16 protein-coding genes are annotated in these 21106 nt (G+C 40.8%); 7 read left to right on the plus strand and 9 right to left on the minus strand.

All coding sequences use genetic code 11. The features are described 5' to 3' along the window. Positions 1–105: 105 nt before the first annotated feature. The 4 genes from BM176_RS08750 to BM176_RS08765 all read left to right on the plus strand — a co-directional run bounded on the left by BM176_RS08750 (position 106) and on the right by BM176_RS08765 (position 3605). Positions 106–1761: a lectin gene (locus tag BM176_RS08750; protein WP_090101922.1), complete on the plus strand. Its 1656-nt coding sequence runs from the start codon at positions 106–108 to the stop codon at positions 1759–1761. A gap of 230 nt (positions 1762–1991) precedes the next feature. Then, positions 1992–2501: a hypothetical protein gene (locus BM176_RS08755; RefSeq protein WP_090101924.1), complete on the plus strand. Its 510-nt coding sequence runs from the start codon at positions 1992–1994 to the stop codon at positions 2499–2501. Between the two features lie 261 nt (positions 2502–2762). Continuing rightward, on the plus strand, positions 2763–3167 hold the full coding sequence (locus BM176_RS08760; protein WP_218162171.1) for a helix-turn-helix domain-containing protein: 405 nt from the start codon (positions 2763–2765) through the stop codon (positions 3165–3167). A gap of 24 nt (positions 3168–3191) precedes the next feature. Beyond that, positions 3192–3605 carry a hypothetical protein gene (locus tag BM176_RS08765; protein WP_090101927.1) on the plus strand — a complete coding sequence of 138 codons (414 nt, stop codon included), beginning with the start codon at positions 3192–3194 and terminating at the stop codon, positions 3603–3605. A gap of 49 nt (positions 3606–3654) precedes the next feature. Here the strand turns inward: BM176_RS08765 and BM176_RS08770 are convergent, their stop codons facing one another. The 9 genes from BM176_RS08770 to BM176_RS08810 form a co-directional block, all read right to left on the minus strand. Then, complete coding sequence (locus tag BM176_RS08770; protein WP_090101929.1) at positions 3655–5364, minus strand: GMC oxidoreductase; 1710 nt, start codon at positions 5362–5364, stop codon at positions 3655–3657. Between the two features lies 1 nt (position 5365). After that, positions 5366–5914, minus strand: coding sequence for a gluconate 2-dehydrogenase subunit 3 family protein (locus tag BM176_RS08775; RefSeq protein ID WP_090101931.1), 549 nt, complete (start codon positions 5912–5914; stop codon positions 5366–5368). Between the two features lie 112 nt (positions 5915–6026). Beyond that, a complete protein-coding gene (locus BM176_RS08780; protein WP_090101933.1) occupies positions 6027–7127 on the minus strand; it encodes a DNA alkylation repair protein in 1101 nt (366 codons plus the stop codon). A gap of 429 nt (positions 7128–7556) precedes the next feature. After that, a complete protein-coding gene (locus BM176_RS08785) occupies positions 7557–8678 on the minus strand; it encodes a glycoside hydrolase family 76 protein (protein WP_090103322.1) in 1122 nt (373 codons plus the stop codon). A gap of 20 nt (positions 8679–8698) precedes the next feature. Next, positions 8699–10492, minus strand: a complete 1794-nt coding sequence (locus BM176_RS08790; protein WP_090101935.1) for a RagB/SusD family nutrient uptake outer membrane protein — start codon at positions 10490–10492, stop codon at positions 8699–8701. 18 nt (positions 10493–10510) lie between these two features. Next, positions 10511–13891 (minus strand): SusC/RagA family TonB-linked outer membrane protein, encoded by a 3381-nt coding sequence (locus BM176_RS08795; RefSeq protein ID WP_255373477.1) that lies wholly within the window; start codon positions 13889–13891, stop codon positions 10511–10513. A gap of 72 nt (positions 13892–13963) precedes the next feature. After that, the gene (locus tag BM176_RS08800) at positions 13964–14875 is read right to left on the minus strand and encodes a FecR family protein (RefSeq protein WP_090101939.1); all 912 of its coding nucleotides are present in this window, start codon (positions 14873–14875) and stop codon (positions 13964–13966) included. A 71-nt stretch (positions 14876–14946) separates the two neighbouring features. Continuing rightward, positions 14947–15537, minus strand: a complete 591-nt coding sequence (locus tag BM176_RS08805) for an RNA polymerase sigma factor (protein WP_090101941.1) — start codon at positions 15535–15537, stop codon at positions 14947–14949. Positions 15538–15909: 372 nt separating this feature from the next. Further along, positions 15910–17682 (minus strand): hypothetical protein, encoded by a 1773-nt coding sequence (locus BM176_RS08810; RefSeq protein ID WP_090101943.1) that lies wholly within the window; start codon positions 17680–17682, stop codon positions 15910–15912. 253 nt (positions 17683–17935) lie between these two features. Between BM176_RS08810 and BM176_RS08815 the strand changes: the two genes are divergently transcribed. The 3 genes from BM176_RS08815 to BM176_RS08830 all read left to right on the plus strand — a co-directional run bounded on the left by BM176_RS08815 (position 17936) and on the right by BM176_RS08830 (position 21085). Then, entirely contained in the window at positions 17936–18421 is a 486-nt protein-coding gene (locus BM176_RS08815) for a c-type cytochrome (RefSeq protein WP_090101953.1), read from the plus strand. A 26-nt stretch (positions 18422–18447) separates the two neighbouring features. Further along, positions 18448–20418 (plus strand): Sec-dependent nitrous-oxide reductase, encoded by a 1971-nt coding sequence (nosZ, locus tag BM176_RS08820; protein WP_090101955.1) that lies wholly within the window; start codon positions 18448–18450, stop codon positions 20416–20418. Between the two features lie 91 nt (positions 20419–20509). Further along, positions 20510–21085 carry a hypothetical protein gene (locus BM176_RS08830; RefSeq protein ID WP_143097757.1) on the plus strand — a complete coding sequence of 192 codons (576 nt, stop codon included), beginning with the start codon at positions 20510–20512 and terminating at the stop codon, positions 21083–21085. Positions 21086–21106: the final 21 nt, after the last annotated feature.

Genomic DNA, 21106 nt, shown 5'->3' on the forward strand with positions numbered 1-21106 from the left:
TCCGTTTATGCTATTGAACCATAAAAAACCTAAAAAGCGATCAACTACCAGGATGTACTGAAAACCCATGTCTACCTTTTCCTCATCATAAACATTTAAAGCAAAATGAAAAAAACAAGTAGTTTTTTATTTGCGGCTATGAGCATTTTAGCCGTTAGTTGTACCAAAAAGAATCTTCCTGACAAACTAATGCAAGAGAAAGATCTGGCACTGAACATCCAGTCATCTCCTGTAGGCGATGTTGTGGGAAAAGTTACGGTTGGCTACCAGGGCTGGTTTGCCTGCACCGGAGATGGCTCTCCTATTAATGCATGGTGGCACTATACACAGAACTGGGGACAAGCTCCTTCTGCCACGAACAATGGTATAAAATCCTGGCCAGATGTAAGGGATTATACTTCTACTTTTGCCACTGCCTGGGCTAATCTTGGTAATGGCCAGCCAGCAAAATTGTTCTCGTCTTTTACTGATCAGACAGTGAATACACATTTTCAGTGGATGCAACAGAATGGCATCGATGCAGCCGCTTTACAGCGTTTTAATCCAAACGGACAGGAAGGTCCCGTGCGTGATGCAATCACTGCGAAAGTAAAAACTGCGGCAGAGACCTATGGCCGCAAGTTTTACATCATGTATGATGTGAGTGGATGGACAAATATGCAATCAGAACTGAAGACCGACTGGACCAATAAAATGTCTGCATATACTTCGTCATCAGCGTATGCAAAACAGAATGGCAAACCAGTGGTATGTATCTGGGGGTTTGGTTTTAATGATGATAATCATCCCTGGTCTGCAGCTGTATGCCTGGAGGTAATCAACTGGTTTAAAAACCAAGGGTGTTATGTAATAGGAGGTATCCCTACACACTGGCGCGAACAAAACAGCGATTCAAGGCCAAATTTCCTCAATACCTATAAGGCATTGAATATGATTTCTCCCTGGATGGTAGGTAGGATCGGCAACATCGGTGATGCTGATAATTTCTACACCAATGTGAATACACCGGATCAGGCTTATTGTAATGCCAACGGCATCGATTATCAACCATGTGTATTACCGGGTGATCTGCAGGAACGTCAGCGTGCACACGGAGATTTTATGTGGAGACAGTTTTACAATATGATCAGACTGGGTTGTCAGGGGATTTATATTTCTATGTTTGATGAGTATAATGAAGGTAACCAGATTGCAAAGACGGCCGAAAATGCGGCTATGATACCTGCAGGATCTTCCTTTCTTACATTAGATGAAGATGGTGTTGTCTGCTCAGCAGATTATTACCTGCGCCTTACCGGAGATGGAGGCAAGATGCTGAAAGGAGAAATTGCACTAACATCTGTTCGTCCTACCCAACCAGTTATAGGAAATAATACCGGGACTGTCCCTATCGGACAAACAATTACTATTAAATCCAATGGGTTGTATGTGTGCTCTGAGAATGGCACACAGGCGATGAATTGTAACCGTACAGCCGTTGGCGGATGGGAGCAGTTTAAAGTAGTGGATGCAGGGAATGGCAAGATAGCACTGATCAACAGCGATAAATATGTATGCTCTGAGAATGGTACTCAGGCGATGAATTGCAACCGTACTGCTATTGGCGCATGGGAACAGTTCGAGTGGATCAGAAACGCGGATGGTTCCGTTTCATTTAAAGGAAATAATGGTAAGTTCGTTTCAAGCGAGAATGGAACAAAGGCGATGACCTGTACGAAAGATGTGGCAGGAGCAAGTGAATCTTTCAGGATAAACGAGTAGAATTTATATCCTTATTTTAAGCGGGAATATTACAGACTGTAATATTCCCGCTTTTTTATTACCTGTTTTTTGAAGAAATATGTTATTTGCTTACATTGTGACACTATTACAAACCTCAAAACATAGTCTAAATTATAATAACGTATATTATACTTATTGTTAACCAAAACTTCAATAGTTTATAGGAAGTGAAAAAATAATTTCACTTTTAAGTAAAAATGTGTAATTTTATGGGAAGGGAAATGAAATCCAAACTAGTTACCCTAGAAAATTTTTCCGGTTCCAAAGCAACGATATATTCGATCTTAGAACAGGGACACGGTAATGAAGCTTTTATGCACTTTGATCGCTTCATCAACAATCATAAAAAAGATAACCTGGCGGAAGTATTAGATATACACCGTCGCTTAAAATCTATAGGCAATATTACAGGTTGTAATATTAACTTCTTTAAGCAGGATGAAGGGCTAAACGCTGATGATTTAGTATGTGCATTGTATGATGTACCTAAAAAACACCTTCGTTTATATTGTATTCGTCTCAGTGATAAGATTGTTATTATCGGAGGTGGCGGGCCAAAGAATACACGAACGTGGCAGCAAGATGCTTTACTAACTAAGGAGGTTCATTCTATGATGCATATATCGGGAATTATCAGGGCGAAATTAAAGACTGGTGATTTGTGTATTTCATCATTGGGTTTAAAGTTAGAAGGAGATCTTCATCTGTCAAGGGTGTAAATTGCGCGGAGTTGATACTATTTATCGTATATATTCTGAGGAAATTTTTATTGTTTAAGGATAAAATGAAGAGACCTTTATTGTTTAAGAGCAAAAGAGGAAGCTCTTATTATTTAATTGAAGAGACCTTTATTGTTTAAGAGCAAAAGAGGAAGCTCTTATTATTTAATTGAGGAGGCCTTTATTTTTAAGAGCAAAAGAAGAAGCTCTTATTATTTAACTGAGTGAAACCTTTATTTTAAAGATAAAATTATGAGTAAGATGAAAAAAATTGAAGATTTTGGAGACTCTTACAAGAGTGATTTGATAAATGAGATGTTTGCCCAGATTACTCCTGAGCAACAGGAAGAAACAGATTACAAGATGAAGATGGCAGCAAAAATCTATGCTGCACTTCAACGTAAGGGCTGGACACAAACCCAGTTAGCCGAAGGTATGAATAAACAAGTGTCCATCATTTCCAAATGGTTGAGTGGCACTCATAACTTCACTATGGATACATTAATTTCTATACAACACATCCTGGATATCCAGTTACTTAATGTAGAAGAAACGCCTGTATCTCCTTTTAAGTTGACCGTTTCATCCAAAGCAATTCCTATCAGCAAAAATGATCTGCATCAGCTTGCTCAACAAAAAAGTGGTATGCGTATGACAAGTATTTAAACCTTACGTTATATTAATAAAAAAATGACAGAGATAGAATCCCCCTATCAGATAATCGCGGCTGACATTACACATTTTGAAGTTCAGCCATCGGTTAATATTTCAATTGCTCCCAGCCATATATTAGATTATGATGTGGAACAGGAGCAAAAGTTAAATGCTAAGAAACGCCTGCTTCTCTTGACTACATCAGTAAAGATCCGGTCGAAGAAGACTGGTGAGCTAATCATAGCTATGGAGTGTATAATTGTCTTCAAAATCAGAGATTTTGAAAAGACAGTCTATCTACTAGAGCCAGATCAATTTTCCTTATTGCAGGAGGTCAGCATATCCATTAATAAGATATCCATCGGCGTAACAAGAGGATTATTATCAGGAAAATTAACTGCAACCTTTCTCTCCGGTGCCATACTCCCACTGCTCCCTTTTGAATATTGAACCTGGAAAGTATTAAGGATCAAATAGCTACTTAAAAACAGAAGCCGGCTCAGATTTCTCCTTTTTTCAGCTGTGTAAATGCATGGTCTACAGCTCTTGCTGTTAAGGCCATGTACGTCAACGACGGGTTCTGCGTAGAGGTGGAAGTCATACAGGCACCATCTGTTACATAAACATTATTGCAGGCATGCAGCTGATTCCATTTATTTAGCATTGATGTTTTAGGGTCATGTCCCATGCGTACTCCGCCCATTTCATGGATATCCAGTCCGGGAGCCTGTTTAGAGTCGTTGGTTTTAATGTTAGTAAACCCTGCTTTGGTGTACATTTCTGTCATTTGTTCGAAAAAGTCTTTCAGCATTTTTTCATCGTTATCATCATAACCAACATTTATATGCAAGGTAGGAATGCCCCATTCGTCTTTTCCGTTTTTGTCCAATGTGAGCTGGCTACTTTCTTTGGGAATGGTTTCGCCCATCATATGGGACCCAACGAACCAGGGACCCAGTTCTTCGTTTGAGAGTTTGTTTTTTAGTCCGATACCGAAGCCTTCATTGTCTGACCTCAGGCGACGGCCTCCATCGAAACCGGCAGCATATCCACGAAGGAAATCTGTTTCCTGCTTTACCACGTTGCGGAACCTGGGAAGATAAGCGCTGGTAGGACGGCGGCCATCTGTTGTAAAATCTTTGAAGCCTTCATATTGCGCGGAAATATGGCCTCGGTAATTATGGAAGGCAAAATATTTACCCAGTACACCACTGTCATTTCCTAATCCGGCCGGGAAACGGTGAGAGACAGAGTTTAGTAAAATAAGATTGGTATTTACTGCTGCTGCATTTACAAAAATGACACGGGCGTAATACTCAGTCATTTCTTTTGTATTTGTATCTACGACTCTTACTCCTGTAGCCTTTCCTTTCTGTTCATCATAGATAATGGAATGTACCACTGAGAAAGGACGCAGTGTCAGATTCCCTGTTTTCTCTGCCCATGGTAATGTAGAAGAGTTACTGCTGAAATATCCTCCAAATGGACAACCGCGCTGACACAATACTCTTTTCTGACATTTTACCCTACCCTGTTCTATATGAATAGGTTTAGGCTCTGACAGATGTGCGCAACGTCCGTAAATCACCTGACGATCTTTATAATTAGCCGCAACGAAATCCTTAAAATAATTTTCAATATGGGTGAGTTCCATTGGTGGCAGGAACTCGCCATCAGGCAAATTAGGCAGATTGTCTTTATTACCGGAGATCCCTACGAATTTCTCTACATAACTGTACCAGGGTGCAATATCTTCATATCGGACAGGCCAATCCACAGCGAAGCCATCTCTTGCGGGACCTTCGAAATCGAAGTTACTCCATCGCTGGGTTTGCCGAGCCCACATCAGGGATTTACCACCTACCTGATATCCGCGGATCAGATCGAATGGCTTGTCTTGAATATAGGGGTGTTCTTTGTCTTTCACAAAAAAGTGCATGGCATCTTCCTTAAAAGCATAACAACGGCTGATGACTGGGTTCTCTTCCTTTATAGCCTTCGGTACCTGACCTCTGTGAGGAAATTCCCAGGGATACATATTTGTAGTGGGATAATCTTTTAAGTGTTTAACATCACGACCTCTTTCCAGCACCAGTGTTTTTAATCCTTTTTCCGTGAATTCTTTTGCTGCCCATCCTCCACTGATACCTGATCCAATTACAATAGCATCGAAGGTGCGGTCTTGTACACTATTATTGATGTTAGCCATACTAAAGCGTCTTCTTTTTTAAGTCTTTAACGGGAATACTGCCATGAAAGCGGGCAGGAACCAATTCGTATTCTTCTACTTTGGTGAGATAATACTCGGAGCTGGTGTAAGCCTGGATCGTTAAGCGTTTGGTTACCTGGTAGAAATGAGCGGCTGGTACTTTTGCCGGATCTTCCCTTTCCAATATTTTCAGGAATACTTCTTTTTCTGTGGAAGTAGATTTTACAAAAGAATGTCCGTTCGTCTTTTTACACAGTTCTTCAAATGCTCTCATCCCTCCGAGCCACTTCTGTTGCCTTTCTTTATCAAAACAATCGTCAATCATTGTAATCGTAAACAGGTGAGCGGATACTTCTTTCGCACCGGGCGTTGTAGTGGTGGGGATAATAGTTGCGGTCAGTTCGGCCAGCATCTTCTCATCATCACCGTCGACATCTATATTTTTCAGTTTGACGGAAGCCGGCGTTTTTTGCAGGCATGAGGGTAGCAATGCTATTCCGGCAGACACTAATAAGACCTGTTTAATTGCAGTTCGTCTACTTACTGGCATGATAAATATTTACATTAAGGGGCAATAAGGTATCAGTTATATTTAATATTTCCAAATGGATGTACCATTCTTTAGGACGAGTGGTAAAAAACGGGGAAGCATGATACTTTTTTTACCCGATCAATATAAAATTATCAATGCTTTTTTCTTCACCATTGATGATAACAGATAGTTGTTGCTGACCGGGGTAGAACGCCCTGGTGGTAATAAGTTTAAAACTCTGATTCCGGAGAACTTCTGCCCTTTCGCCTGGTTGATAGATGCGTTCGCTGATCTTAAAGACCTTCCTGGCCAGCTGACCATTTGCTCTTCTGTAATGAACTGCATATTCCAGTCTGACTGTCTGCTCCTTTGTATGTTTATTCAGAAAAGAAAAAGTAAAAGACAGGCTCTCTCCTATTTTCACCTTCGGAGTGAGAATTTTAAAGCTGGTCAACGTTATATGTTTGCCTACAAGGTCGTAGTGTTTTAATATTTCTGTATGGCCCTGCTTTAACAGGGTACGACTGCCATGTTTGATAATGGCATCAACTTCTTTGCTTATACCTTTCCATTGACCGGCGATCCGGATGACAATATCCGGATGATCTTTCGCTATATCATTCAAACTATTGGCAACACTTCTCCTTACAGATTCTGAAGGATCCTGTTTCAGGTTGTCCAGGATGGGTAGAATAGGTGCAGGGTCTTTTTTAAGGGCCGGTAATGCCATTGCCCAGGGTAAGCGTGGCCTGCTGCCTTCACTAGCTAAACGCCTCACACTGGCGTTTTTATGCAAGGACCAGGCATTCATCTGCTCAATCATCTGCTTTTCGTATTTGAGTATGAAAGGCCTTACTGCGAATTCACAGCTGATGAATATTGTAATGAACTCAAATGCTTTTACTGAATTTTTATAGTCTTCCAGTCCGAAGACCTCTATGTAGTCGGGAAAGAACATGAATTCAAGCCTCCCATTTTGGAAGCCGTCCTTTCTTAGTCCATTTATAATTACAGTGAATAATTTTACTGTTTCCGGGTAACTTTCGGGCATGAAAGTATGTAATACTCTCGCGGTATGCCTCATCCTTTCTTTCAGTTCCATATTTTCAAATTCTTCTGTGAAGATTTTCTTTATGAATGCTGATTTTTTGAATGCAGGAACAGTTTTCACAAGACTGTCTGCAAACATGTTGTAGAATGGTAATGAGTAGAGGTCTTTGAGTAATGCCATTGCCAAATATTGAGATGCAAAAGTAAGGTATTGAGAGAAAATGATGGGGGATGTTTTAGGGTATAGATTGTAATTGATCATAAATACACTGCGTCTGCCTGTTAGTATCTTAATTTAGATTTAGAATAAGATTCTAGATTAGATCTTTATTAAACCTCACCTAAGTATCACTGCAGACAAGGTGTATTTATTGATCAATTACAATCACGCATTGTCAGCAATCCGACTATAAACTTGAAATTACAAACAGGAGATCATAAACTTGAGACTATAACGAAGAAAATTGTGGAGTGTCAAATCATTTTTATTATAAAGAAACAGGCTGTATCATTTTGCGATACAGCCTGTTTTCATTCGGGTCACTGATGGCGATATATAATCGTCCTAGCAATTCTCAGCCCCTCTTCAATGGATTAAACAGGATATGGATTACTTTTCAGGCGGGCACACCTGCATCATTTCCACCGCACTGCTAGCCTCATAAGATTGTACAATACCCGATGGACAGGGTATTTTATAGTTCCTGTATGTAATACCGCGGGTAGCATCCCGGTTACCCCAGGCTGTATTGATATTTTTCCTGATCCAGGGTAGATATTGTTGTTGTCCGGCATCTGTGATAAGGGTCATGATATAGTGACCAAATATTGCTTTCAGCACTCCCTGTTCATTCCAGTCTCCTTCGGCGGGTAAGATCCCATCTTTGTCACTCATGGTTTTCTGTGTATAGTCTGCCGCCAGCTTTGCATTATCGAGATAAGACTGTTCACCGGTTGCCTTGTATAGCATTACAGCTGCCCCGATGAAGGTCCCCAGATTATACGTGTAATCAGACCATCCTTTATTACCATTGACATTATTATCTGCCACTCTGCCTGTAGTATTATCGTAGAGGTTAGTAACACCCCAGCTGTATATACTTTTGGCTTTATCCAGGTATGCTTTGTCTTTGGTAATGTTGTATAATGTCATGGCTGCTATTACTGTCGGGAAATTGATGCAGGAGTTCTTGCCGGTATGGTTAAAATCCCACCACATACCACCATTGGCAGCATCGTATGAGTTATCCCATACATGGTGAAAACCAGCTATCGCATGGGCCAGGTAATCAGCATTACCTGTGATTTGGTTAGCGCGTGCAAGAGAAATGATCCACCACATCATGTCATCATAAATAAACCAGACAGTTTTATTAGTCCAGTCGAAATGATCATAGCGGTTATAGCCGCCCTGGTAGATATCGTTGATCATAGCAAGTTGTTCCTGATCAGATGTACGCTTATAGATATCCATTACCAGATCCCAATATACGGCCTGTGTCCAGATGGCTCCGATGTCCTTTTTCTCAGTGGTTGCGTAATACAATTTATCAGTCTTGCTGTAGAAGTAACTATTAAATGTATAGAATGCAGCATTTGCATCTTTTGCTGTAAAAGACACAGTAGGTAATACTACCGGAGGATCTACGACCGGGCTTGCAGGGCTGCTTTTACCACATGAAGTGGTAAACAGCAGTGCTGCAGTGGCGATGGAAGAGAATAAATTTTTCATGATGAATGTCTTTTTAGTTATTACCATCCTGGGTTCTGCACTATTTCCTTATCATTACTTACATCATCGGATGGGATCGGGAAGAAATAATGCCTTTTGTTGAATACACGTGTTTCAAAAGTAACCACATTCAGAAAGTCTGGCATATCCGCACCGATATTTAATCCGCGCATAGCACCATTCTCAGTTTGTTCTGCAATTTTCCATCTGCGAACATCGAAGAAGCGACTGTTTTCGAACGCCAGTTCTACACGGCGTTCTTTACGGATAGCTTCACGCATGGCAGACTGGCCAGTTGGAGCGGGTAATTCGGCAGAACCGTACAATGGCACGCCAGCTCTTTCACGAATGAGGTTTAAGTATTTCAGTGCATCTGCGTTAGCAGGATCTGCTTCATTTACACACTCAGCATAACTGAGGTAAACTTCTGCCAGGCGCAGGAGTACCAGTGTACGGGCATCTATATTCCATTTGCCTAATCCCATTGCTTTACGTACAATGTAACCAGTTGGTGAGTAGTCTCCCCCACCTGTTTTTTTACCGGAATTACCTGTGTTATACAGACGGGTAATAATCTCTCCAAAGGAGGTATTCAGCCAGGTACTTCCATCGTAGGTAATGTTCACATAAAAGCGTGGCTCACGATTCACCCATTGATTATAGATGCTCTTGATATGTGTATCATTCGGCGCCTGGAAGTCGGAATAACCGGTAGCAACATATCCTGATAACGGATCGTCAATATTTCTGCCATTGGCTGTAAAGAAAGCATCAACCATATTTTGAGTAGCACCTAATCCACCACTGCCTTTTACATCGCCAGAACTTTGTCCGCCATGATAGGGACACAATTCATATTGACGAGCACCTACTGAATTACGTGGGCGACCAAAGATCACTTCAGAGTTCCAATCGTCCAGCATTACATCGCGGCAGGAAAGGTATGGACTGAAATTACCGTCTGCATCATTCTTCCTGTACAAGGAATAAACACCAGGAACAAATTTATCCAGATAAGCTTTGTAGGCATCTGCTGCTATTTTCCATTTATTTACATCAAAAGACTGGCTAATCAGTTGTTTGCCATCTTTATTAACAAGATCCACCTGTTCTGTATTGCCATTGTATAAAGGGCTGGCAGCATACATCAATGCGTTTGCCCTGAAAGCTAAGGCAACGCCTTGGGTAATGTGTCCATAATCCAGATCATTGGTCTTTATTGATAAATCCGGTGCTGCTTTTTCCAATTCGGTTGTTATATAAGTAACACATTCATCGAAGGAGTTACGTGGCAACTGGATGCTGGCATCTACTGGAATTGCTTTTTCGTCGAGGATAATAACAGGTCCGAAAATACGGATCAGGTAAAAATAGTACATGGCTCTCAGGGCTCTTGCTTCGGCCTTATATCGTTTTATAAGATCCGGAGAAAGGTCTGTGATTTTATCTGCATTTTCCATGAACACACTTGCCGCCCGGATACCACGATAATAGTTCCTCCAGTAATCTCCTACAAAGGAAGAACTGGCGTCCCAGCTACCTGTGTTTACATCATTGGACTTTACAAATGACCACAAATATTCTCCTTCATCAGAACCACCGGTCCAGAGGCCGGCACAATTATCTCCACCGGGATTACGCTGTCCGAATTCATCGGGTACACGGCGGTATACATCCGCAAAGAATTCTTCTGCAGTAGCCCAGGTTCTAAAGGTTTCATCGATAGTAAGCCTGTCATCAGGCACCTGATCCAGATATTTGGAACAGGATGGGAATATTATTAAAGTAAGAAAAATATAGAAAAGCTTTTTCATAATCGGTTACTTAGTGGATTAAAATCTTAAGTTCATTCCAAGAGAAATCGTTCTCACATTTGGATAAGTAGATCCGTTGATTGCACCCTTGTTAGAGAAATTCAGTTCAGGATCCCACAGTTTGAATTTGCTAAAAGTAAGCAGGTTAATACCCTGTAAATAGATGGAAGAATTACGGATGCCCACTCTGTTCAGAAAACCTGATGGCAGGTTATAGGCAATCTGCGCTGATTTAAGTCGCATGAAACTCATATCCTTTACCCACCATGAACTAGCCTGTGTGTTATTAATATTCTCTGATTCACCATATGCTAAACGTGGATAGAATGCATTCTGATTAGGATTCTCTGGTGTCCATCTGTCTGTTGCAATACTGTAGGCATTTGTTTTTCCACCACCACCATTGAATGGAATGATAGCTGACCCTTTCAGCATGCGGTCAGCATCAGAAACGCCCTGAAATAATACGCCGATGTTAAAGCCTTTATAGCTCACATTGAAGCCGAATCCATATACTACTGAAGGCACGTCACCCCGTCCTATTTTAGTGACATCATAATTATTGATCAGGCCATCATTATTAAGATCTTTATATTTGATATCACCTGGTTTCACTGCTGCTTTTGCACCAGGAACAGGGCTGGCTGCGATCTCTTCATCAGTCTTAAATAATCCGTCTGCCTGATATCCATAGATTGCGAGTACATTGTTACCACGATGTTCCATCCATGGGTAGTTCTGCGGAGGACGATCATCTTCAATCAGCTTGTCTTTTGTGTAAGTGATATTACCACGTACGGACAAACCTACTTCACCTATGGTGGTATTATATTCTACTGATGCATCAATTCCTTTATTGTCTACGATTCCGAGGTTAGCATATGGTTGGTTCTGTAATCCCATGAAAGCTGCATTTGAAGCTCTTTGCAGGAAAATACCGGTACGGTGTTCTTTAAACAGATCGATGATTACAGACAGATGGTCATTCGCCGTGCGAAATTCCATTCCCAGATCCTGTTTGTTGGATAAAGACCATTGTACATTGGTAGCGTATCTGTCTATGTTAATCCCGTCTACATGTGTAAAGTTCTTACCAAACCAGTATGCCTGATTATAATTATTCAGTTTTGTGATGTACAGAAATCTTTCATTCGCACTACCCAGTCCGGTGTTACCATTTGAATAACGGAACTTCAGGAAGGAAACAGCTTTCTTCAATGGCTCAAAGAATTTCTCATTGGATACAACCCAACCGAAACCAATAGCAGGGAAGAATCCATAACGATTTTCAGGAGCGAATAATTCGGAACCGTTATATCCGAAGTTAAATTCGGTAAAGTAGCGATCGTCGTAGGAGTACATAACTCTCCCGGCAGCACCTAATGATCTTTCAGGAATAGAGCTGATGAAATCGTTGGCCAGTGTGTTTGATAAGTCGCTGGAATAAAATAATCCCAATGCTCCAACTCTATGTTTACCGAAAGATCTATCGTAGTTGAGGGCACCTTCTGTGTAGAATTTGCGGGTAGTTTTACGGTCACCATCATTTTTATCGAAGCCCAGATAGTCATTTCCCGTGAAGGTTTTAATCAGGTTCAGGCTACCATCATCTTTATAAGGGTTTGTCTGATCAGGAAAATAAGTGTCCTCTCTTTTTGAACGGGTGATGTAGTTTTGATTGTATGTATCAAAAGCAAACATCAATGTTGCTGACAAGCCTTTGGTTAAGAGGCCCAGATCCTGAGTAGCCCTGATATTAGAGAATAACTGGTTTTTGAATTCATTACGATAACCTCTCCTGGTGAGATCCGCATAAGGATTTCTGAAACCACCATTAGATGACTGCCCCGGCACCATACCTCCGGGGTACATTACAGGATACGCAACAGGAGCAGCATCCATTGCACTCTGGAAAATATCTGTCGTATTAATACCCGGATAATTTCCATTGGAGAAATATCCCTGCAAACCTACATCCAGTTTAGTCGTTTTAGTGAGCTTCAGATTGAGGTTACTTGTAAATGTATAACGGTTATATTTCAGAGAAGAATTATAGTTTGCCAGTTCATCTGTTTTAAGGAAACCGGTTTCATTGAAGTAGCCCAGTGATACATAATACTGTGCATTTTCCACACCGCCGCTGGCATTCAGGTTTGCGCTGCGGGTATGTCCATATTTGTTGAACACAGCATCCATCCAGTCTACGTTTGGATACAACAACGGGTCAACGCCATTCTTAGTATTTTCGATATATTCCTGTGTATATTGAGGAGCGCGGTTACGTGTTGTATTGGCTTCATTTGCCAGGTTCATATAAGTGATCCCGTCCAGCATTTTGGGCCTTTTGGTAAACGTGTTCACCCCTTCATTGTAATCGAAATACACCTGTGGCTTTCCTACTTTACCTGTTTTTGTTTTGAGCAGGATTACGCCATTTGCACCACGCACACCGTATACAGCAGTACCAGCCGCATCTTTCAGCACAGTAAATGATTCAATATCTTCCGGAGAGATATTATTAATGCTACGTTCAACGCCATCTACAAGAATTAGGGGATGGGAATTATTACCATCGCCAAAAGTAGAGATACCACGAATCCAGATATCAGCAGCGCTTTTACCAGGTTCTCCGGAGCGTTGTACACCTACTACCCCGGCAATGCGTCCGGCCAGCATTGTGGAAATATCTGCCGCAGGCTGTTTAAATTCTGCTACTTTAACAGAAGACTGTGCACCGACGAGACTCACTTTACGTTGGGTACCAAAACCTACTACGGCAACTTCACCGAGTGATTTACTAGCGATTCTCATCTGGATATTAAAAGTTGTTTTAGTACCAACAGAGGTTTCTACTGTTTCATACCCGATGAAACTAAATGCAAGCACTGCATCCGGAGATTGTACAACAAGTTTGAATTTGCCTCCACCATCGGTGGTGGTCATTGTACTTACGCCTCTTACGGAAACGCTTACACCGGGTAGTGGTTTTCCGTTTTCATCAATGACGGTACCGGAAATCACGATATCTGTCCGTGTTTGTTCAGTCTCCGCGGGAATGATTTTGCTGATCACCACGATATCATTGACTTCTTTAAAGCCCAGTTGTTTATGCTGGAATAACTGCATCAGTACATTATCAAGGCGTTCATTTGAGAAAGAATAGTTGCCGATGGGATAAGAGCTGAGCAGTTGTTTGTCGTACGCAAAAGTTACTTTCGTAGATTGTTGTAATTCCCTGATAGCAGATTCAAGAGAACCGCCTTTCAGGTTAATGGTAACATTCGTCTCTTTCAAAATCTGCCCCTGCCCTGCATATACAGGTAATATAAGGGAAGCCGTTGTGAGAATGAAGACGATGGCCAGCACTCTGTTTCTGAGTGTTTTGATCATTTTTTTCATACGTAGTTCAGGTATTGTATGTGATATGGAATTTTAGCACAGAGGTCTGTACGCGATTAAGATTTCAGTTTGTTATTCGTAAATCAGAATTTGCCGGTCAACGGCTTTTACTTTCAGTTGATGGATGGCAGCCAGTACCTGTACTGCTTTCAGAGGCTCCATAGCTGTGGATAGTTCCGTGGTGTACCTTGTTGTTTTGACACGAAGCTGGTTGGCGGTGATAGTAATTCCGAAATTCTTTTGCATCATGATAACCATTTCATCAAAAGAGGCATCGTTGAGCAGCAGTTTACCGTTCTGCCATTCCAATGTATTTTGATCCAGAGAGTTGATAGTGCTGGTATTGGTTTGTTTGTCATATATCAGCGCCTGATCTTTTATCAAGATGTTTGCATTCACACTCACCTTACCGCTGACTACCCCTACGCTGAGGTTATGCATTGCTTTATAGGCGGTAACATTAAATGAGGTGCCTAGTACAGTAGTGAGCAGCGGGCCACTTTCCACAATGAATGGTTTGCGCGGATCTTTTTTGACCTCAAAAAATACTTCCCCATCAATGATGTTCAGCCTTCTTTCGGAGGTAAAATTTGCTGCTATATGGATTGTAGAACCCGCATTGATGATGAGGGTGGAACCATCTTTCATGTGCAAGGTTCTCCTTTCACCAGCTTTGGTGGTGATTTCCGTATAAGCAGGCCGGACTGACTGTTGCTTCAGCAGGAATAAGGTAAGACCGGCACCTGCCAGTAAGAAGGCAATGGCAGCGGCTCTATACAGGTAGATGCTTTTAGCGACTACAATTTGCGGCTGGATCTGCTTCCACATTTCCAGGCGAAGCCGATCTTCTTCAGCTTTGCTTAGTGTTACAGGCGGGTCCTCATCAAAGGAACTATACCAATGATCAATGATCCCGGATTCTTTTTCCCGGGCCTGACCAAGCAGATATCGCCTGAAAAGTTGTTTTAGTTTTCTAACTTCCAAGGGAACTCGTTTAATAGCTTATCTCAGAAAAAGAGATTTGGTACTAGTCTGTTGAAAAATTTTATTTTCAACTATTTATGGACCTCGCAGAATATATAGAGAAGCACCAATGCCCATTCGCCTGGAGTATTGGATTGTAAAGAGTTACGTAGCCTTTTAAGTGCTTCTGTAAGTTGGTTTTTAACAGTTTGTTCAGAGATATTTAAAATTCTTGCTATGTCTGCAATAGAGTAATCTTCTTCCCGGCTCATCCGGAAGATCTGCTGCATACGGACGGGTAGCCGGTTGACGGCGGCTTCTATTGATGCTTTAAGTTCTTTAGTTTCGAGTGCATCCGTTTGGTTATCAAGCGCATTGAACAGTTCAATCTTTTTGATTTCTGCAGAATTGAAGGCATAATGGCTAATTACCCTGTATTTAATCGCTGTAAAGAGGTATCGGCCCAGTTCTCCGTCTTTATCTACCGTGATAGTTTTCCTGCGGCGCCACAGGCTCATCATGACTTCCTGAACAATATCTTTCGCTTCATCCTTATCTACCCGTTGGCAGGCTTTGAGATACAATGCTTTCCAGTAGCGATCATATAAAATTTCAAATGCAGTAGTATCGTCTCTCTTTACAGATTGCAATAACTCTCCATCGCTGATCTGCTGTTCGTTCATTTATAAAGAGTTATGTGTAAAATAGTACATATTCACATAAAATAAGGCATAAATTTAATATTCTCTGCTTAATTCGGAGTTTAATTTTAGGACTTAATGTAAATATTACATTATCGCCAGTTTTAAAATTGGGCCTTTATTTTTAGACGTAGTCATTTATTGCTATTGATCATAAATACACTGCGTCTGCCTGTTTAGATTATTAATTGGGCTTTAGAATAAGATTATAGATTTATTCTTTTTTATACTTCACCTAAACATCACGGCAGACAAGGTGTATTTATTGATCAACAGCAACAACATATTATCAGGAGACATATACCCGAAGAGCAATAAAAACGAAACCCGCTTTAATCTGTGGTTAATTTACATCTAAGCGATTTGTAGCGCAGACAGCATCGCCTGCTGTGCATTTAACTGCTGTTTTAATACTTCTATATATTGCATGGTTTCCCTTTTAAAGGATGGGAGCAATCCTTTATAATATTCAATACCTTCTATCAAATTAGTTTTGAAGGTATTCAGATATTTACTTTGTTTGGCATTCATAGTATCTACACTCTTCCCGATCAATTTTTTCAGGTAGTCAATATACAACTGTGCTTCATTCACAAACATATTAGGCCGTGGCAATGAATTTAGTACATTCCACCGCCCATAGATATGATCTACCATTTCCCGGAGGGAGAACACGCCTGAGAAGTAAGCCAGATTGGGGCCTGGACAGATAGTAACCGCAGTCATCTTATGCGGCACCGGAATATTATCTTTCAGAAATACTGACACGCTGAGACCTTCGCACAAACAATCTTTGCTGGTAATATGATCAAATTCCACCTGGAACTCTGCTTCTGGCAAGTTCTTTTCTTTCAGCTGTTTTATTTTCAGATCCTGGTACTGACGCGATGCTGTACAAATCGGTGTTGTTGTAAATTCAGTATCAGAAGCCAGAAACTTTTTATAACAGGGGCTTCCCGGTCTTCCTTTGGCAATGCGTTCTTTCCGTTGTTCTTCTGCTGTACTGTTTCTGAAATTCTGGAATGGTATTCCCAGAGGAGAAGCTGCACTCAAAAAGTAATCTTCTTTTTTTGCGGTTGCCAGTTGCTGCAAGGTGTGGTCATCTACATTTGTAACCTCCGGTACAAGTAAGAACGGACTCCCCCACCCTGTGCCATCCACCCCATAATATTCCATCAAAAACAGGTCTTCATTGGATGTTCCGATTCCCCCCTGTACGGTGATCTTTAATGGAGGCTGTTGTGGGAAAACAGGGTTCCCTTTTACCATGTTAGCGATGTTGCAAAGTTCAAATAACTCTGTTGCCAGTTCAGATCTTTTTTGTTTGAATTCTTCCAGGATGGGGCCAAGCAACATTCCTTCGGTTGCGAAAGCATGTCCACCACAATTTAAACCGGATTCTATTCTGAATTCAGAGATCCAGATGCCTTTTTTTGCAAGCAGCTTACCCTGGATTAAAGCGGAGCGGAAATCACTTACTTTCAGAATCACTTTTTTGCTTAGCACACCATTTGTGTCCGGGAAAAAACATGGGAAGTTTTCTATGTAATTATATAACCGTGGATTATATCCAGCAGAGAATACAATGGATGAATGTAACTGACTGTTTGCAATACCCCTTAATGCTGATAGTGCATCTGAGAACTCAGGGCTGCCATGCGTGAGGTTGTCAATCTTGGACATAATATTTACATCAATAGCACCGGGCCGGATTTCCTTTCTCAGCAGTTCCTGCAATGTTTCTTTTTCACTACTGATCAACATCACTTCATAATGTTTCCTTACTGGGGAATCTATAGGCAGCATCTCGAAATACTTTACGATATCAGCATCTTTTGTAAAAGGTTGAACTAACAGTTCCTTCATTTGCCTGTCTACTATCCGTCCTAATAAATCCAGATAAGCAGTTATCCTGCGGGCACGATAATCATCATCTTTTTCCGTAATGGCAATATATTCTTCATCAGACTGCGCGCAGTGGTATTCCCGCATCTTCTCAATCAGTCCATCTTCAACGACTGATACGACTGAGGAGATCCCAAACCTGGCCACTTTTACAGGTGTATCAATAGAATAGCCTAATCCCAAAACTGGTATGTGAAAGGTGTGTAACGTTGTTTTACGCATTTATCATGTATTTTTTTCTAAAAACAAACAAAGGTTAGTTCATTTTGTTATCAGAATAATGACCAATATCATCCCTTCAACTGCCAGTAAACAGATTATTCTCAGATAATAAAAGACATTTTTGTCCTAAATAATCACTGGATCTCAGATAGTCGTAACAGGTTTATCTGCTTTATCTAATGAGAATAGTTCGATTCTCTATAATGATTTCTATAACATCATCAATTACCAGGTTAATATAAAAACTGCAATCATGAATCAAAAATTTCAATTAGCAGCAACAGTTATTGTTTGCTTGTTTATTTACAGTTGTGGCTCTAGTCCGCAAACACCTTCCAGCACTTCATCATCAGTTGATTCCTCCATGATAAAACCGGAAGCGAATGCCGGAGCTGCTGACTCCAAAGGGACTGGAAAGTTTACTGATGTAAAACTTACTCATCCGTTAGACAAGAAAATGATAGCAGCAGGGATAAGCACGTACGATATAAAGTGTGGAGCATGTCACAGGCTGACTAATGAAAAACTGGTTGGTCCGGGTTGGAAAGAAGTCACAGACAGAAGGACACCTGAATGGATCATGAATTTCATAACTAATACAGATGAGATGATTGATAAAGATGCCGCAGCACAGGCGATGCTTGAAAAATGTATGGTACGCATGCCCAATCAGCATTTGAAAGATGAGGAAGCCAGGGAAGTGCTGGAATTCATGCGGCAAAATGATGGTAAAAATTAATTTTCACTTATACTTCCAATATAATTATGAAACAAATTTCCTTAGCGCTTGGCACTGTTGCTGTAATAGCATTTCTGCAAAGTTGCAAAATGAAGAGCGCGGAATCTGCCGTAAAAGGGGATGCCGCTGAAAAAGCATATGTAGCACCAGGTAAATATGATGAGTACTATAACTTTGTATCCGGTGGTTTTAGTGGCCAGGTATCGGTATATGGGTTGCCTTCAGGGAGACTATTAAAGGTTATCCCCGTATTTTCAGTATTCCCGGAAAATGGTTATGGTTATAGTGAAGAAACAAAGCCAATGCTGAACACCACGAATGGCGAAGTTCCATGGGATGACCAGCATCATCTTGATCTATCACAAACAAATGGAGAACAGGATGGGCGGTGGCTCTTTGCCAATGCAAACAATACCCCACGTGTGGCAAGAATTGATCTGACCACATTTAAAACGATGGAGATTATACAGATTCCTAACAGTGCGGGTAATCACTCTTCTCCATTTATTACAGAGAATACCGAATATGTGGTAGCTGGCACCCGGTTTTCTGTACCAATGGGAGAAGAGGATGTTGCGATAAGTTCATTTAAGAAAAACTTTCATAGCACGGCTTCATTCATTAGTGTTGATAAAACATCCGGGCACATGAACATCGCCTTCCAGATTGTATTGCCAGGAATGAACCTTGATTTGAGTCATGCAGGGAAGGGACCATCACATGACTGGTTTTTCTTTTCCAGTTATAATACTGAGCAGGCTTATACCCTACTTGAAGTAAATGCATCACAAAAAGACAAGGACTATATTATAGCGGTAAACTGGAAAAAAGCAGAGGAATATGCCAAAGCCGGTAAGGGGAAAAAGATTCCAGCTGAGTACGCCCATAATACATTTGATGAAAGCAAACAAACAGCTACTTCAGTAATAGAAAAAGAAGTATTACTATTAGATCCCAAAGATTGTCCGGGTATGGTTTACATGATTCCATGTCCTAAATCTCCTCATGGCTGCGATATTGATCCAACAGGAGAGTATATTGTTGGCAGTGGGAAGCTGGCGGCATTAATACCCGTTTTTTCCTATACCAAGATCACCAACGCTATTCAGAACAAACAATTTGAAGGTGATTTTTATGGTATTCCGATTATAAAATATGAAGCTGCTTTACACGGAGAGGTACAAAAGCCTGGTCTTGGACCTTTGCATACAGAATTTGATGGCAAAGGTAATGCGTACACATCTATGTTCCTTTCATCGGAAGTAGTTAAGTGGAGCATAAAAGATCTTAAAGTATTAGACAGGGTACCCACATACTATTCAGTTGGTCACTTAATGATTCCCGGAGGAGATACAAAAAAGCCATGGGGGAAATACCTGGTAGCGTATAATAAGATAACAAAAGACCGTTTCCTGCCAACAGGTCCGGAGCTGGCCCAATCAGCCCAGTTATACGATATATCAGGTGATAAAATGCAATTAATACTTGACTATCCGACTATTGGTGAACCTCACTATGCTCAGGCAATTCCAGCGAGCATGCTGAAGGATAAGCAGGTTAAATACTTTGATATTAGTAAGAATCAAAATGAGTTTGTAAGTATGGGTGAGAAGAAAACAAATGTTGTTCGTCAAGGGAACAGGGTTGATGTATACATGACTGCGATCCGTTCCCACTTAACACCTGATAATATAGAAGGTGTGTATGTAGGTGACGAGGTTTATTTTCACGTTACAAACCTGGAGCAGGACTGGGATATTCCACATGGTTTTGCCATCAAGAATTCAACAGCGGCAGACTTACTCATTATGCCAGGCGAAACACTTACAATGAAATTTACGCCTCAGAAAAAAGGTATCTATCCATTCTATTGCACGGATTTCTGTTCAGCTTTACACCAGGAGATGTCCGGGTATTTACGCGTATCTCTCAAAGGGAGTAGTGTACCACTAAAATTTAGTACAGGAGTTATCGCAGATGCTACCGAAAATAAATAGTATTTAATACCAGGGTGCATCATGCTTTTGATGCACCCTTTCTATTTGGATCGCTTTATTATTTTTGAATGCATACTCTATTTCTAAGATCATGAAGAAGTTAACTATACCAGGAAAAATAAGTGTTTTAATAGTTATTCTATTCCTGGCAACATTATGGTTGTTCCCAATGTGGCGGATTGATTTGAGAGCGCCACAATATCCAGGGGGATTGTCCATGCAAATATGGCTAAATGATGTAAAAGGTGATGTGGATATTATAAATGGTCTGAACCATTATATTGGTATGAAAATGATCCATAAAAATGATTTTCCGGAATTTGTTTATTTACCGGCTGTCATGTTGATCTTTATGGGATTGGGTATTGTGGTGCTGTTATTAAAGCGAAAATTATTTTACTACATATGGGCGTCTACATTCATGGTTATTGCTATATACTCGTTTTATGACTTTTATAAGTGGGAATACAATTATGGCCATAACCTTGACCCACATGCCCCAATTCAGGTACCAGGTATGTCATATCAACCACCATTATTTGGTTATAAGAAGTTGTTAAACTTTGAAGTATTATCTCAGCCGGATATTGCAGGATGGTTTTACATGGGAGTTGGGGTTTTATTGGTTTCGATAACAATTTATGAATGGAAAAAGCAATTGAAATGAAGAAGTCGGCCTTGATATTTT

This window comes from Chitinophaga sp. CF118, assembly GCF_900112615.1.
GTDB lineage: Bacteria > Bacteroidota > Bacteroidia > Chitinophagales > Chitinophagaceae > Chitinophaga.

Coding starts and splice junctions, on each gene's coding strand:
- BM176_RS08750 (WP_090101922.1), top strand. CDS start 106: ATGAAAAAAACAAGTAGTTTTTTATTTGCGGCTATGAGCATTTTAGCC.
- BM176_RS08755 (WP_090101924.1), top strand. CDS start 1,992: ATGGGAAGGGAAATGAAATCCAAACTAGTTACCCTAGAAAATTTTTCC.
- BM176_RS08760 (WP_218162171.1), top strand. CDS start 2,763: ATGAAAAAAATTGAAGATTTTGGAGACTCTTACAAGAGTGATTTGATA.
- BM176_RS08765 (WP_090101927.1), top strand. CDS start 3,192: ATGACAGAGATAGAATCCCCCTATCAGATAATCGCGGCTGACATTACA.
- BM176_RS08770 (WP_090101929.1), bottom strand. CDS start 5,364: ATGGCTAACATCAATAATAGTGTACAAGACCGCACCTTCGATGCTATT.
- BM176_RS08775 (WP_090101931.1), bottom strand. CDS start 5,914: ATGCCAGTAAGTAGACGAACTGCAATTAAACAGGTCTTATTAGTGTCT.
- BM176_RS08780 (WP_090101933.1), bottom strand. CDS start 7,127: ATGGCATTACTCAAAGACCTCTACTCATTACCATTCTACAACATGTTT.
- BM176_RS08785 (WP_090103322.1), bottom strand. CDS start 8,678: ATGAAAAATTTATTCTCTTCCATCGCCACTGCAGCACTGCTGTTTACC.
- BM176_RS08790 (WP_090101935.1), bottom strand. CDS start 10,492: ATGAAAAAGCTTTTCTATATTTTTCTTACTTTAATAATATTCCCATCC.
- BM176_RS08795 (WP_255373477.1), bottom strand. CDS start 13,891: ATGAAAAAAATGATCAAAACACTCAGAAACAGAGTGCTGGCCATCGTC.
- BM176_RS08805 (WP_090101941.1), bottom strand. CDS start 15,537: ATGAACGAACAGCAGATCAGCGATGGAGAGTTATTGCAATCTGTAAAG.
- BM176_RS08810 (WP_090101943.1), bottom strand. CDS start 17,682: ATGCGTAAAACAACGTTACACACCTTTCACATACCAGTTTTGGGATTA.
- BM176_RS08815 (WP_090101953.1), top strand. CDS start 17,936: ATGAATCAAAAATTTCAATTAGCAGCAACAGTTATTGTTTGCTTGTTT.
- nosZ (WP_090101955.1), top strand. CDS start 18,448: ATGAAACAAATTTCCTTAGCGCTTGGCACTGTTGCTGTAATAGCATTT.
- BM176_RS08830 (WP_143097757.1), top strand. CDS start 20,510: ATGAAGAAGTTAACTATACCAGGAAAAATAAGTGTTTTAATAGTTATT.